General features: G+C 63.2%; 11 protein-coding genes. 5 read left to right on the top strand and 6 right to left on the bottom strand.

All coding sequences use genetic code 11. The features are described 5' to 3' along the window. Positions 1–151 precede the first annotated feature (151 nt). On the top strand, positions 152–964 hold the full coding sequence (locus MUO32_RS23125) for a ferredoxin--NADP reductase (RefSeq protein ID WP_257950731.1): 813 nt from the start codon (positions 152–154) through the stop codon (positions 962–964). Positions 965–1,017: 53 nt separating this feature from the next. On the opposite strand, the gene MUO32_RS23120 is transcribed toward MUO32_RS23125, so the two are convergent. From MUO32_RS23120 to MUO32_RS23095, 6 genes are all read right to left on the bottom strand, one after another. Next, a complete protein-coding gene (locus MUO32_RS23120; protein WP_257950730.1) occupies positions 1,018–1,638 on the bottom strand; it encodes a GntR family transcriptional regulator in 621 nt (206 codons plus the stop codon). Between the two features lie 164 nt (positions 1,639–1,802). Beyond that, the gene (gene glp / locus MUO32_RS23115; protein ID WP_257950729.1) at positions 1,803–3,026 is read right to left on the bottom strand and encodes a gephyrin-like molybdotransferase Glp; all 1,224 of its coding nucleotides are present in this window, start codon (positions 3,024–3,026) and stop codon (positions 1,803–1,805) included. Beyond that, complete coding sequence (gene moaC, locus MUO32_RS23110; RefSeq protein ID WP_374708711.1) at positions 3,026–3,520, bottom strand: cyclic pyranopterin monophosphate synthase MoaC; 495 nt, start codon at positions 3,518–3,520, stop codon at positions 3,026–3,028. The genes glp and moaC overlap by 1 nt, the downstream gene beginning before the upstream one ends. Further along, positions 3,520–4,335, bottom strand: coding sequence for an indole-3-glycerol phosphate synthase TrpC (trpC, locus tag MUO32_RS23105; RefSeq protein WP_257950727.1), 816 nt, complete (start codon positions 4,333–4,335; stop codon positions 3,520–3,522). Before trpC ends, moaC begins: the two co-directional genes overlap by 1 nt. An 8-nt stretch (positions 4,336–4,343) precedes the next feature. Next, a complete protein-coding gene (gene trpD, locus MUO32_RS23100; protein ID WP_257950726.1) occupies positions 4,344–5,366 on the bottom strand; it encodes an anthranilate phosphoribosyltransferase in 1,023 nt (340 codons plus the stop codon). Positions 5,367–5,381: 15 nt separating this feature from the next. Continuing rightward, positions 5,382–7,271 (bottom strand): peptidylprolyl isomerase, encoded by a 1,890-nt coding sequence (locus MUO32_RS23095; RefSeq protein WP_257950725.1) that lies wholly within the window; start codon positions 7,269–7,271, stop codon positions 5,382–5,384. A 278-nt stretch (positions 7,272–7,549) separates the two neighbouring features. Here MUO32_RS23095 and MUO32_RS23090 point away from each other — a divergent pair, with 278 nt between their 5' ends. The 4 genes from MUO32_RS23090 (at position 7,550) to MUO32_RS23075 (ending at position 13,089) form a co-directional block, all read left to right on the top strand. Continuing rightward, positions 7,550–9,196 (top strand): Na/Pi cotransporter family protein, encoded by a 1,647-nt coding sequence (locus tag MUO32_RS23090; protein ID WP_257950724.1) that lies wholly within the window; start codon positions 7,550–7,552, stop codon positions 9,194–9,196. A gap of 72 nt (positions 9,197–9,268) precedes the next feature. After that, positions 9,269–10,648, top strand: coding sequence for a bifunctional UDP-N-acetylglucosamine diphosphorylase/glucosamine-1-phosphate N-acetyltransferase GlmU (glmU, locus tag MUO32_RS23085; protein WP_257950723.1), 1,380 nt, complete (start codon positions 9,269–9,271; stop codon positions 10,646–10,648). 123 nt (positions 10,649–10,771) lie between these two features. Then, a complete protein-coding gene (gene glmS, locus MUO32_RS23080) occupies positions 10,772–12,598 on the top strand; it encodes a glutamine--fructose-6-phosphate transaminase (isomerizing) (protein WP_257950722.1) in 1,827 nt (608 codons plus the stop codon). Further along, on the top strand, positions 12,595–13,089 hold the full coding sequence (locus MUO32_RS23075) for a GNAT family N-acetyltransferase (protein ID WP_257950721.1): 495 nt from the start codon (positions 12,595–12,597) through the stop codon (positions 13,087–13,089). The genes glmS and MUO32_RS23075 overlap by 4 nt, the downstream gene beginning before the upstream one ends. Positions 13,090–13,099: the final 10 nt, after the last annotated feature.

The raw sequence follows: 13,099 nt of genomic DNA, 5'->3' as shown, positions 1-13,099 counted from the left end.
ACGCGCATTGCCCTTTGCGGGAAAAGCACGGATGCGGCAAACTATTGCGCGGCCAATCAGCGCATTGGTATGGAATACCTTCCTTTGACGCTCCACATGTAATATCTGCCTATCGTCAAGACTATCAGACGCAGCCAGGATCGATCCCGAAATGAACGCACCTGCCAAGACCGAAGAGTTCGTCCCCGCCATTCCCGCCGGCGTTTTCGCCGAGACGGTGACGAGCGTGCGGCACTATACGGATCGCTTGTTCAGCTTCCGCATGACGCGCCCCGAAAGCTTCCGCTTCCGCTCCGGCGAATTCGCCATGATCGGCCTGATGGTCGGTGACAAGCCTGTCTACCGCGCCTATTCGATCGCAAGCCCCTCCTGGGACGAGGAACTGGAGTTCTTCTCGATCAAGGTGCCGGATGGCCCGCTGACGTCGCATCTCCAGCAGATCAAGCCCGGCGACACCGTGCTGATGCGCAAGAAGCCGACGGGTACGCTGGTTCTCGATGCGCTGACCCCCGGCAAGCGCCTCTACATGTTCTCGACCGGCACCGGCATCGCGCCTTTCGCCAGCCTGATGCGCGATCCCGAGACCTATGAAAAATTCGACGACGTCATCCTGACGCACACCTGCCGCGAAGTGTCGGAGCTGAAATACGGCTTCGACCTCGTCGAGGAAATCCGCAACCACGAATTCCTCGCCGAAGTCGTCGGCAACAAGCTGCGTCACTATGCGACCGTGACGCGCGAGGACTTCGCCTTCCAGGGCCGCATCACCGACCTCATCAGGAACGGCAAGATGTTTGCCGATCTCGGCGTGCCGCATTTCGACCCGGCGGTCGATCGCGGCATGATCTGCGGTTCGTCGGCGATGCTGAAGGAAACCAAGGTGCTGCTGGAAGAGGCGGGCCTGGTCGAGGGCTCCAACAACAAGCCCGGCGAATTCGTCATCGAGCGTGCCTTCGTCGATTGAGCGGATGTGAAATTTCAAAGAAAAAGGCGGCCATCGAGCCGCCTTTTCTGTTTTCAGGCCGAGAGCGCGTCAAGAAGGTCGCTCATCGCGGCTGAAGCGGCGGGCCCATCGCCGTTGCGGATCGCGCGGATGACCTTGACGTGGAGGTCCACGGAACGGTCCATGTGCCTGCTGTCGGCGCGTGCGAACCAGAGACGACGGGCGTGGGTCTGCAAGGGCGCGAGCGCCCCTGTCAGAAAACGGTTCGGGCAGGCTTCCTCGATGATTTCGTCAAAGAGCTTGTCGGCGGCAAAAAAGCCTTCGAGATCCGAGCGGATCGAGCAGGCTGTCATGGTCTGCGCGCAGGCGACGAGCCGCTCGCGATGCTCCTCGCCGGCATGGCGGGCGACGAGATCGGCGGCAAGCGGCTCCAACTGCCGCCGTGCTGCCATCACCTGCGCATGGTCCTCGGGCCGGATCGCCGTGATTTGCAGTCCGGCCCGAGGGCGCACCGCGATCAACCCCTGCCATTCCAGCTTCTGGATCGCCTCGCGCACCGGCGTGCGGCCATGCCCGGCAAGGTCGATCAGCTGCCGCTCCGTGACCAGCGAACCGGGCTTCAGCTTGAGCGTGACGATGAGGCCTTCAAGGGCGAGATAGGCGAGGTGGGCCTGCGAGGCAGCCGCTTCCGTCATTCGGTGATTCCAGTTGATATATCACATGGTGGCATGTCGTATTTTGAATGGCAAACCAGCTGATATATCAGTCTCGCCGCTGTGCGATGCCGAAATGCAAGGAAGGGCTATTCCTTAGCAACGGAAGTGGAGAAAAGGCTCGATGGCGGGAGCGACCGAGAATGTCAGCGAGACGGTTCACGCACCAGCAAGACCTCGCAGGCCGCACCGGCCTCCATGGCGGGAGCATTCGGCGGGCGGATAAGCAGGCCTTCCGACTCGGCAAAAATCTTCATCATCGAGGAATCCTGCTTGCCGAAGGGTGTAACGTGGAGTTCCCCGTCCGTGCCGCGGGTGATACGCGCTCGGACATAGTCCTGCCGGTGATCGTTTTCCTTGATCGGAACGGCAGCAATGGCCTTGCGGCGGCGGTCTCTTGCCGGGAGATGCGCGAGGCGACGCACGAGGGGCTCCAGGAAGAGCAGCGCGCAGACGAGGCTGGAGACGGGATTGCCGGGAAGGCCGACGATCTGCACGTCGCCGAGGCGGCCGACCATCAACGGCTTGCCGGGACGCATGGCGATGCGCCAGAAGTCCAGTTCCATGCCGGCTTCGCCCAGCACCGGCTGCACGAGGTCGAAATCGCCGACGGAAGCGCCGCCGAGTGTGACGAGCACGTCGATATCGAGACTGAGCGCCTTCTGCACGGCATCGAGGATCGCCTGCTTGTCATCGCTGACAATGCCGAGGTCGATGATCTCGGCGCCAGCGGCGCGGGCGATGGCGGAGACACCGTAGGTGTTGGAGGCGATGATCTGGCTGACACCCGGAGATGTGCCCGGCGTGACGAGTTCGTCGCCCGTGGCAAGCACCGCGATGCGCGGACGGGCATAGACGGCCAGCTCCGCGTGGTTCATCGCCGCTGCGACGGTGAGGCGGCCGGCATCCAGCACGGCGCCGGCCTTGAGCACCACCTCACCCTCGGCAAAATCCTGGCCGCGCGGACGGATGTGACGACCCTTTGGGGTGAGGAAGGTGGTGCGGATACGATCCCCGTTCAGCTTTTCCGCGTCCTCCTGAAGGAGCACGGTATCAGCGAAGGTCGGAAGGGGCGCACCGGTGAAGATGCGTACGGTCTCGCCGGGGCCGGCCGTTCCCTGAAAGGCATGGCCGGCAGCCGACGTGCCGACGACCTTGAGGATCGCGCCGAGCGCGGCGATATCGGCGTGGCGGACGGCATAGCCGTCCATGGCGGAATTGTCGAAGGGCGGTTGGGTCAGGCGGGCGGCGACGTCTTGCGCCAGCACGCGGCCTTCCGCGTTGTGGAGCGAAACCATTTCCGTCCGTTGCGTGGGCTTGGCCGCTGAAAGCAGGCGGTCGAGGGCATCGGCAACGGGAAGTAGGGACATCAGGGATCTCTGCGCTTGTAGTCGCCGGAGCGGCCGCCGGATTTTTCGGCAAGACGGACGCCGCCGATTTCCATTTCGCGGTCCGCCGCCTTGGCCATGTCGTAGATCGTCAGGCAGGCCACGCTGACAGCGGTCAGGGCTTCCATCTCGACACCGGTGCGGCCCGTGAGCTTTGCCATGGCTTCGATGCGAAGGCCCGGCAGGTTGCGGTCCTCGCGGATATCCACCGTCACCTTGGTCAGCATCAGCGGATGGCAGAGCGGGATGAGGCTCGATGTCTGCTTGGCGGCCATGATGCCGGCAAGACGCGCCGTGCCGATCACGTCGCCCTTCTTGGCGTCGCCCTTGAGGATGAGATCGAGCGTTTCGGGCGCCATGCGGATATAACCTTCGGCAACAGCGATGCGCACGGTCTCGGCCTTGTCGCCGACATCGACCATGTTAGCCTCACCGGAGGCGCCGATGTGGGTCAGCGTGCGGCCGTCTTCGGCCATCATTCCGCCGCCAGCATACCGGCCGAGCCGGTCAAGAGTTCGCGTGTCGCTGCGGTCACGTCGTCCTTGCGCATCAGGCTTTCGCCGACGAGGAAGGTGGAAATGTCGACCTTGCCGAGCCGCTGGCAATCGGCATGGGTGAAGATGCCGCTTTCGCCAACGAGCAGCCGGTCGTCCGGGACCATGCCGGCGAGTTTTTCCGAAACGGCGAGATCGACCTCGAAGGTGCGCAGATTGCGATTGTTGACGCCGACGAGCTTGGACTTGAGCTTCAGCGCCCGTTCCATCTCTTCTTCGTCATGCACCTCGATCAGCACATCCATGCCAAGCGAGAAGGCGGCGTCTTCCAGCATTTTTGCCGTATCGTCGCTAAGCGAGGCCATGATGATGAGGATGCAGTCCGCACCCCAGGCGCGGGCTTCCAGCACCTGGTAGCTGTCGAACATGAAATCCTTGCGTAGCGCCGGCAGCGCGCACGCTTCGCGGGCAGCCGTCAGGAATTCAGGCGCACCCTGGAAGCTCGGCGTATCGGTGAGCACGGAAAGGCAGGCGGCGCCACCGGCCTCATAGGCCTTTGCCAGCGCAGGCGGATCGAAATCCGGGCGGATGAGGCCCTTGGAGGGGCTGGCCTTCTTGATTTCGGCGATCAGGCCGAAATTACCAGCGGCCTTTTTGTCCTTGAGGCTGGCGAAGAAGCCGCGCGGCGACTCCTGGTCGCGGATGCGGGCGCGAAGCTCGGCAGGCGTCACGCGCGCCTTTGCAGCGGCGATCTCTTCCAGCTTGTAGGTTTCGATCTTCTTCAGGATATCGGTCATGGCCAATCCTACTCCGACGAACCTTCGTTGGAAACCGCGACGAGGCGTTCCAGCGCAATGCGGGCACGGCCGCTTTCGAGCGATTCGGTTGCGAGCTTCATGCCGTCCTTCAGCGTCTCGGCCTTGCCGGCGACCACCAGGGAGGCCGCCGCATTCGCAAGCGAGATATCGCGGTAGGGCATATGGGCGCCGCCGAGCACGGAGAGCAGGGCGGCGGCATTGTGGGCGCCGTCACCACCACGCAGATCGTCCAGCACCACCTGCGGCAGGCCGAAATCGGCGGGCGTGAGTTCGAAGATGCGGATCTTGCCGTCTTCGAGCGCTGCAACCTTCGTGGTGCCGGTGGTGGTGATCTCGTCAAGGCCTTCGCCATGCACGACCCAGATGCTCTCGGAGCCGAGATCGCGCATCACCTCGGCAATCGGCACCAGCCAGTGTGGCGAGAAGACGCCGAGCAGCTGGCGCTTGACGCCGCCGGGATTGGACAGGGGGCCGAGCAGATTGAAGATCGTACGCGTGCCGAGTTCAACGCGCGACGGGCCGACATGTTTCATGGCGGAATGGTGCAATTGGGCGAACATGAAGCCGAGGCCGGCATCGTGCACGCAGCGGGCGATTTCGGCCGGGCCGATATCGAGCTTCACGCCGAGGCAGGAGAGCGCATCCGCCGTGCCGGATTTCGAGCTGAGCGCACGGTTGCCGTGTTTCGCGACCGGTACGCCCGCACCCGCGACGATGATCGCCGCAAGCGTCGAGATATTGTAGGTGCCGGCACCATCGCCACCCGTACCGACGATATCCATGGCATCGGCGGGTACGCTGACGGGCAGCATGCGGGCACGCATGGAGCCGACGGCACCGTAGATCTCGTCCACCGTCTCGCCGCGCACGCGCAGCGCCATCAGGAAGCCGCCGATCTGCGAAGGCGTGGCGGCGCCGGACATGATGATCTCGAAGGCGCCGCGAGCCTCTTCGCGGTCGAGCGCATTGCCCGCGGCAACCTTGGCGATATAGGGTTTCAGGTCGGACATGCGGCTCCCGTCTCCCTATCGCGTCATGTTCTGCTCGGCGAGCGTGCGATTGATGGAGACGCCGTAGGACGTCTGGAGCGCACTCACCATCTGGTCGAGAATGTCGTCGCCGCTGGCGCGGGCGACGGCCTCGATCTGCTGCTCGTCATTGGAGAGCGCGTCGGTCGTCGCATCGGAATTGACTTCCGTCACCTTCAGCAGGATCTGGCCTTCGCCATCGACGCCGGGCGTGTTGGCAACCGTACCGACCGGGCCGGCAAAAGCCGATGCGATGGTTGCGGGGCTGAGCACCGCATCCTGCGCGCCGCGGTGCAGGCCCGTCTTGTTTTCGACGGTCAGGCCCAGCTCGCTGGCGATGGCGGCGAGATCGCCGCCCTTGCGCACGCGCTCGGCCAGTTCTGCCGCCTTCTTGGCGAGCGTCTGGCGCTGCTGCTCGGCCGTCCAGTCGGCAGCGACGCGGTCGCGCACTTCGTCCAGTGTGCGGTCGCGATCGGGAACGACGTCAAGCACTTCGAACCAGGCGTAGCCTTCACGACCCACATTGATCGGCTGCGTTTCCGTACCGACGTCGGTCTTGAAGACCTCGCCGAGGAGGGCGGTCTCTTCCGGAAGACCATTGATCTCGTCGCCCTTCTGGTCGTTGCCCTGCGCATCGGCGGCATCGACCGTCACGGCCTTGAGGTTGTTCTTGGCGGCGGCTTCGGCAAGGCTCAGGCCCTCGGCACGGCTGTCCTCGATACGGTCATGCACGGCAAGAATGCCGTTCGCGGCTTCCGAGAGAGCAAGCTCGTTGCGCAGCTCTTCCTTCACTTCGTCATAGGACTTGGTGGTTTCAGGGCGAATATTGGTCACACGCAGGATGATCGGGCCGAACGTGCCGTCGATGACCGGCGTCGTGCCGCCGTCGGCAACGACGGCGAAGGCGGGCTCGGCTAGTTTCTGGTCCGGAACGTTCGCCTGCGTGAAATCGCCGAGCAGCACGTCAGCGGCAGTCTTGCCGCCTTCGGCCACGAGCGCGTCGAAGGTCGTACCGGATGCAAGCTTGGCCGCAGCGGCGTCGGCGCTCGCGCGATCCTTGAAGGTCAGCTGCTCGATCGTGCGCGTGGCCGGCGTACGATACTTGTCCTTGAGGCGCTCGAATTCGGCCTTGACCGCGTCCTCGGTGATGGCCGCGACGTCCACGAGGTCCTTCGGCTCCAGCGCGACATAGACGAACTTGCGGTATTCCGGCGCGCGGTACTTCGCCTTGTTCTGTTCGAACCAGGGCGCGAGCACGTCGTCGCCCGGGGTCTTGATCGGGTCGATATTGGCGTTGCTCAAAAGCAGGAAGTCGATCGTGCGGGATTCGTTGCGGTACTGGCGAAGCGCGTTCGTCAGCGCCTCCGGTGCCTTGTAGCCATCGGAAACCGCCTCGACGATCTGCGTGCGCACAGCAACCTGGCTGCGGTTGTTGATATAGTCGTTTTCACGCAGGCCCGCATTGCGCAGCACTGCGGAGAAGGCAGTGCGGTCGAACTGGCCGTTGACGCCACGGAAGGCCGGATCGTCGGCGATCAGCTGCGCGAGGCGGCCCTCGGAGAGGCCGAGGTTCATGTCACGCGACAGCTGGTCGAGTGCCGCACCCGCAACGAGTTCGGCAAAGACCTGGTTTTCAACGCCGAAGGCGCGGGCCTGCTCGGCATTGAGGCGCGTGCCGAAGCGCTGCGACAGGGTGGCGAGCTGTCGTTCATAGGCAAGGCGGAAGTCCGTTGGCGATACGCTGACGTCACCCACCGTGACGACGGAATTCGACGCGCCGGTCATAAGTGAGCTCGACACACCCCAAACAGCGAAGGAACCGACCAGTACGATCAGCAGGGCTTTTGCCACCCAGGTCTGGGAGGAGCGTCTCAGGGCTTCGAGCATCGTCTACATTTCCTCAATATCGGCGGCCATGCGGCCGGAGATCGTCTCTTATCGGAAAGTTTGCGCGAATTGAAGTGTGCAGACGGCGTTGGCGCTTCACTAAAAGCAGAGCAGTCGCGGAACGCGCCACGCCCGTCAATTTTGTTCGCCGACGAAACAAATTTTTTTGAAATTATTGATGGATTGCTGTCACAATGCCCTATGCGGCCTGCTTTGTTCGTGATCCGATACGGCTGAGGCGGGTTTGAGTCCCCATTGGGGGCAGGAGGAATATTACGGTGGAATCGACTGTTGTCATGATCAACCTGTTCGGCGCGGTCGCGCTGCTCCTGTTCGGCCTTGCACAGGTGAAGGATGGTATGACGCGCGCCTTCGGCGTGAAATTGCGCTCCGGGCTGGCGCTCGGCACACGCGGGCCGTTCCGCTCCTTCTTCGTCGGCTTCGTCGCGACCATCGCCCTTCAGAGCTCCACCGCTACCGCCCTGATGGTCTCCTCCTTCGTCGAGCGCAATCTGGTGCGCGCCCGCATGGCGCAGATCGTGCTGCTCGGCGCCAATGTCGGCACGGCGGTCACGGCCTGGCTCGTCGCGACAGGCATCGAGTCGGTTTCGCCGCTGGTCATCCTCGTCGGCGTGGTGCTCTACAAATCGAGCAGTTCCACGGCGCGGCAGGGGCTTGGCTCCGCACTCGTCGGCATTGGCCTCATGCTGCTGTCGTTGCACCTGCTGAGCCTTGCGACCGAGCCGATGCGTCAGTCGCCGGCGCTCGCCGCCTTCCTGAAACTGCTCGACGATGCCTGGCCGGTCGCACTCGCCTTCTCGACGGTGCTCGCCATCATTTCCTCCTCCAGCCTCGCGGTGGTGGTGCTGATCCTGTCGCTGACGGCCATGGGCATCCTGTCACCCGCGCTGACCGTCATCCTCGTGCTCGGCGCCAATCTCGGCGGTGCCGTTCCACCCGTCATCGCGACGCTGAAATCCACCGCGTCGGCGCGGCGCGTCACGCTCGGCAATCTTCTGGTTCGTGGCGTCGGGTGCCTTGTCGTCCTCCCCTTTGCGGGGCAGGTCGCGGCCCTTCTCGCAATGCTGCCCATTCCCGCCTCCAAGCTGCCGGTCGATGTGCATCTCGCCTTCAACCTGGTGGTCGCACTGGTGCTGTGGCCGCTCTCCGGCCTGCTGTCGCACCTCATGGAAAAGCTCATTCCCGAAGAAAAACAGCCGGAGACCGGGCCGAAATATCTTGACGACGCCGCGCTTTCGAGCCCGGTCGTGGCCCTTTCGGGGGCTACGCGGGAGGTGCTGCGCGTCGGCGACCTCATCGAGTCCATGCTGATTCGCACCATGCGAGCCTTCAACGACAACAACCTCGCACCGATGAAGGACATCGTCGAACTGGAGCGTCAGGTCGATGCCCTCCAGCAAGAGGTGAAGATCTATCTTTCCCGCCTTGGTCGCCAGGGCGTGACGGGCGAGTGCGCGGCGCGCTCCATCGTCATCATCGACTATGCCATCAACCTCGAACATGTCGGCGATATCATCGAAAAGGGCCTGCAGGAGCAGGTGCGCAAGAAGATCGTCAATGGCCTGAAATTCTCCGAAGACGGCTACAAGGAGCTCGCCAACCTCTTCAATCTGACGATCGAGAATCTGCGTATCGCCCAGACGATCTTCGTCACCCGCGATGCCGGTCTTGCCCGACAACTCATGGAGGTGAAGGTGGATGTGCGGCGCATGGAAAAACAGTCTTCCGAACGCCATCTCGAGCGGCTGCGCGACGGTCGCCTCGACAGCCTCCAGACGAGTTCTCTGCATCTCGACATGCTGCGCGACCTGAAACGCGTCAATGCGCATCTCGTCTCCGTCGCCTATCCGATCCTCGATGAAAGCGGTCTTTTGACCGAAAGCCGCCTGCGCAGCGCCAATTGAGAAATCCCTTTGTGTCCCCCGCTGCGTTTTTGCTAAAGAACGCCGTCGAATACGGCTGAACGAGGGATTCCCATGACTGCTGACCGGACGAAACGCACCTGCCTGGCCGTTATCCTGGCCGCCGGCGAGAGCACGCGCATGAAGTCTTCGCAGTCGAAGGTGCTGCACCCCGTCGCCAACCGTCCGATGATCGCCCATGTGGTGGATGCGCTGGCAAAGGCCGGCATTTCCGATATCGCACTGGTGCTCGGCCGCGATGCGGAAAAGGTCGAAGCGGCTGCCGGAAACGTCGCGGTCCAGAGTTCCGTCCACATCCAGACAGAACGGCTCGGCACGGCGCACGCCGTGCTTGCCGCCCGCGACACGATCGCCAAGGGTTATGACGACGTGCTCGTCGTCTTCGGCGACACGCCGCTCATCACGGAAACGCCGCTGATCGCCGCACGTAGCGGACTTGCAGATGGTGCCGAGGTCGTCGTCATCGGTTTCCATACCGCGGACCCGACGGGTTACGGCCGCCTTCTTGTCGAGAACGGCGAGTTGCTGGCCATCCGCGAACACAAGGATGCCAGCGAGGCAGAGCGTGCGATCACCTATTGCAATGGCGGCCTGATGGCCATCGACGGCCGCAAGGCGCTCGATCTGATCGACCGGATCGGCAACAACAACGCCAAGGGTGAATATTACCTCACCGACATCGTCGAGGTCGTCAGAGCCGCGGGTGGTCGGGCGATTGCCGTCGAGGCGCCCGAGGAGGAGCTGACCGGCTGCAACACCCGCGCCGAGCTTGCCGTCATCGAACGCCTCTGGCAGCAGCGCCGCCGCCACGAGCTGATGATCGACGGCGTCTCGATGATCGCGCCGGAAACCGTCTTTCTCTCCTTCGACACGACGATCGCGCGCGACGTGACGATCGAGCCGAACGTCGTCTTCGGCCCCGACGTTACCATTGAAAGCGGTGCGCTGATCCATTCGTTCTCGCATATCGAAGGGGCGTATGTCGCGGCAGATGCCGAGGTCGGCCCCTATGCGCGTCTGCGCCCCGGCGCAAACCTCGGCGCGGGCTCGAAGGTCGGAAACTTCACCGAAGTGAAGAAGGCGGAGATCGGCGCTGGCGCGAAGGTCAACCACTTGAGCTATATCGGCGATGCCTTCATCGGCGCTCATACCAATGTCGGCGCCGGGACCATCACCTGCAACTACGACGGCATCAACAAGCATGTCACGCGTATCGGCGCGGATGCCTTCATCGGCTCCAACACCGCGCTCGTTGCCCCGGTCACTGTCGGCAATGGCGCCTATGTCGCGTCCGGCAGCGTCATCACCGCAGACGTGCCCGACAATGCCGTCGCCTTCGGTCGCGCGCGCCAGGAAAACAAGGAAGGCCGCGCCGTTCTTGTCCGCGAGCGCAACCAGGCGATCAAGGATGCAAAGAAGAAGGCCGCCAAGTAAGCACTCGGTGGGCGCGCCCAAATTAACGCTTGCAATCGAAAGTGAGCGCGGCCGTGTTGCCCTGCCGCAAAAACACTCTACGAAAGAGCGAAATCGAAGCGTTTCGAAAAAGGGAAGCAGCTCATGTGCGGAATTGTCGGTATCGTTGGAAACCAGCCTGTAGCGGCTCGGCTTGTCGATGCCCTGAAGCGCCTCGAATATCGTGGCTATGATTCTGCCGGCGTAGCCACCATCGTCGAGGGAAAGCTGGCGCGGCGCCGCGCCGAGGGCAAACTCGTCAACCTTGAGAAGCGCCTTGGCGAGGAGCCGCTCGCGGGCACAATCGGTATCGCCCACACCCGCTGGGCGACGCATGGCGCGCCGACGGAAGGCAATGCGCATCCGCATTTCGTCGATGGCGTTGCGGTTGTGCACAATGGCATCATCGAGAACTTTTCCGAGCTGAAGGACGAGCTTGCTGCTAGCGGTGCGACGTTCTCCACCCAGACCGATACCGAAGTCGTCGCGCAGCTGATCGCGAAACTGCGCCGCGACGGTCTCGGCCGTCGAGAGGCCATGCATGCCATGCTGCGCCGCGTCACCGGTGCCTATGCGCTCGCAGTCATCTTCGAGGACGATCCGTCGACCATCATGGCCGCCCGCAGCGGTCCGCCGCTCGCCATCGGCCATGGCAAGGGTGAGATGTTCCTCGGCTCCGACGCCATCGCACTGGCGCCCTTCACCAACGAGATCACCTATCTCGTCGATGGCGACTGGGCCATTCTCGGCCGCGACGGCGCGCATGTCTTCGATCTGGACGGCAACAGGGTCGAGCGCCCGAAACAGATTTCCTCGGCTGCCGCCTATCTCGTCGACAAGGGCAATCACCGGCATTTCATGGAAAAGGAAATCCATGAGCAGCCGGAGGCGATTTCCCACGCGCTCAGCCACTATGTCGACTTCCTCACGCACACCGTGCGCCCCACCGCCGTCGACATTGATTTTTCCAAGGTGCCGAGCCTTGCTATTTCCGCTTGCGGAACGGCCTATCTTGCCGGCCTCGTCGGCAAATACTGGTTCGAGCGCTATGCCCGCCTGCCGGTCGAAATCGACGTCGCCTCGGAGTTTCGCTATCGCGAGATCCCGTTGAACCCGGCATCCGCCGCGCTGTTCATCTCGCAGTCCGGTGAAACCGCCGATACGCTGGCGTCGCTGCGCTATTGCAAGGAGCACGGGCTCAAGATCGGCGCCGTGGTCAACACGAAGGAATCGACGATCGCGCGCGAATCGGACGCCGTCTTCCCGATCCTTGCAGGCCCCGAAATCGGGGTGGCCTCCACCAAGGCCTTTACCTGCCAGCTGACCGTTCTGGCGGCCCTTGCCATCGGCGCGGGCCGGGCGCGAGGCACGATCAGTGCGGCGGAGGAAAAGGATCTGGTTCGCCAGCTCGCCGAAATGCCGCGCATCATGGCAAGCGTGCTCAACACGATCCAGCCGTCGATCGAGCAGCTCTCGCGGGATCTCTCCAAGTGCAAGGACGTGCTCTATCTCGGCCGCGGTACCAGCTATCCGCTGGCCATGGAAGGCGCGCTTAAGCTCAAGGAAATCTCCTATATCCATGCCGAGGGCTATGCTGCCGGCGAGTTGAAGCACGGGCCGATCGCGCTGATCGACGAGAAAATGCCGGTCATCGTCATCGCACCGCACGACCGTTTCTTCGAGAAGACCGTGTCGAACATGCAGGAAGTAGCGGCTCGCGGTGGCCGGATCATCTTCATCACGGATGCGAAGGGTGCCACCGCCTCGAAGTTGGAGACCATGGCGACGATCGTCCTGCCCAATGTCGACGAAATCATCGCACCGATGATCTATTCGCTGCCGATCCAGCTGCTCGCCTATCACACTGCTGTCTTCATGGGCACCGACGTCGACCAGCCGCGCAACCTCGCGAAATCGGTCACTGTGGAATGATCCTTCGCCCTGAACGCGCTGGCGATATCGATGCTATCCGGCAGCTGACGGAAACGGCCTTCAAGACCGCGCCGCACGCCGATGGCACCGAGCATCTGATCATCGATCGCCTGCGCGCGGCCGGGGCGCTTGCTCTTTCGCTGGTCGCGGAGGCAGAAGGCGTCGTCGTCGGCCATGTCGCCTTTTCGCCGGTCTCGCTTTCGGATGGCAGCACGGATTGGTACGGCCTCGGCCCGATCTCGGTCGATCCCGCGCATCAGGGCGAGGGGATCGGCGGCAAGCTGATCAACGAGGGGCTCGAACGCCTGAAGGCGCTTGGCGCCGCCGGATGCGTGCTGCTGGGCGATCCCGCCTATTACAACCGGTTCGGCTTTGTCTCGGATCCGAAGCTGACGCTCGATGGCGTGCCTCCCGAGTATTTCATGCATGTGGCGTTTTCCCCGGTTTACGGCGGGGGAACCGTTTCCTATCATCCGGGTTTCTACGGCTGAGCGACCTCCC

Source organism: Shinella sp. CPCC 101442 (assembly GCF_024704725.1).
Taxonomy (GTDB): domain Bacteria; phylum Pseudomonadota; class Alphaproteobacteria; order Rhizobiales; family Rhizobiaceae; genus Shinella.
This window is presented reverse-complemented; position numbering and strand designations above follow the sequence as displayed.

What these genes read in the sequence shown, in the direction of transcription:
- MUO32_RS23125 (WP_257950731.1), top strand. Translation starts at nt 152, where the DNA reads ATGAACGCACCTGCCAAGACCGAAGAGTTCGTCCCCGCCATTCCCGCC.
- MUO32_RS23120 (WP_257950730.1), bottom strand. Translation starts at nt 1,638, where the DNA reads ATGACGGAAGCGGCTGCCTCGCAGGCCCACCTCGCCTATCTCGCCCTT.
- glp (WP_257950729.1), bottom strand. Translation starts at nt 3,026, where the DNA reads ATGTCCCTACTTCCCGTTGCCGATGCCCTCGACCGCCTGCTTTCAGCG.
- moaC (WP_374708711.1), bottom strand. Translation starts at nt 3,520, where the DNA reads ATGGCCGAAGACGGCCGCACGCTGACCCACATCGGCGCCTCCGGTGAG.
- trpC (WP_257950727.1), bottom strand. Translation starts at nt 4,335, where the DNA reads ATGACCGATATCCTGAAGAAGATCGAAACCTACAAGCTGGAAGAGATC.
- trpD (WP_257950726.1), bottom strand. Translation starts at nt 5,366, where the DNA reads ATGTCCGACCTGAAACCCTATATCGCCAAGGTTGCCGCGGGCAATGCG.
- MUO32_RS23095 (WP_257950725.1), bottom strand. Translation starts at nt 7,271, where the DNA reads ATGCTCGAAGCCCTGAGACGCTCCTCCCAGACCTGGGTGGCAAAAGCC.
- glmU (WP_257950723.1), top strand. Translation starts at nt 9,269, where the DNA reads ATGACTGCTGACCGGACGAAACGCACCTGCCTGGCCGTTATCCTGGCC.
- glmS (WP_257950722.1), top strand. Translation starts at nt 10,772, where the DNA reads ATGTGCGGAATTGTCGGTATCGTTGGAAACCAGCCTGTAGCGGCTCGG.
- MUO32_RS23075 (WP_257950721.1), top strand. Translation starts at nt 12,595, where the DNA reads ATGATCCTTCGCCCTGAACGCGCTGGCGATATCGATGCTATCCGGCAG.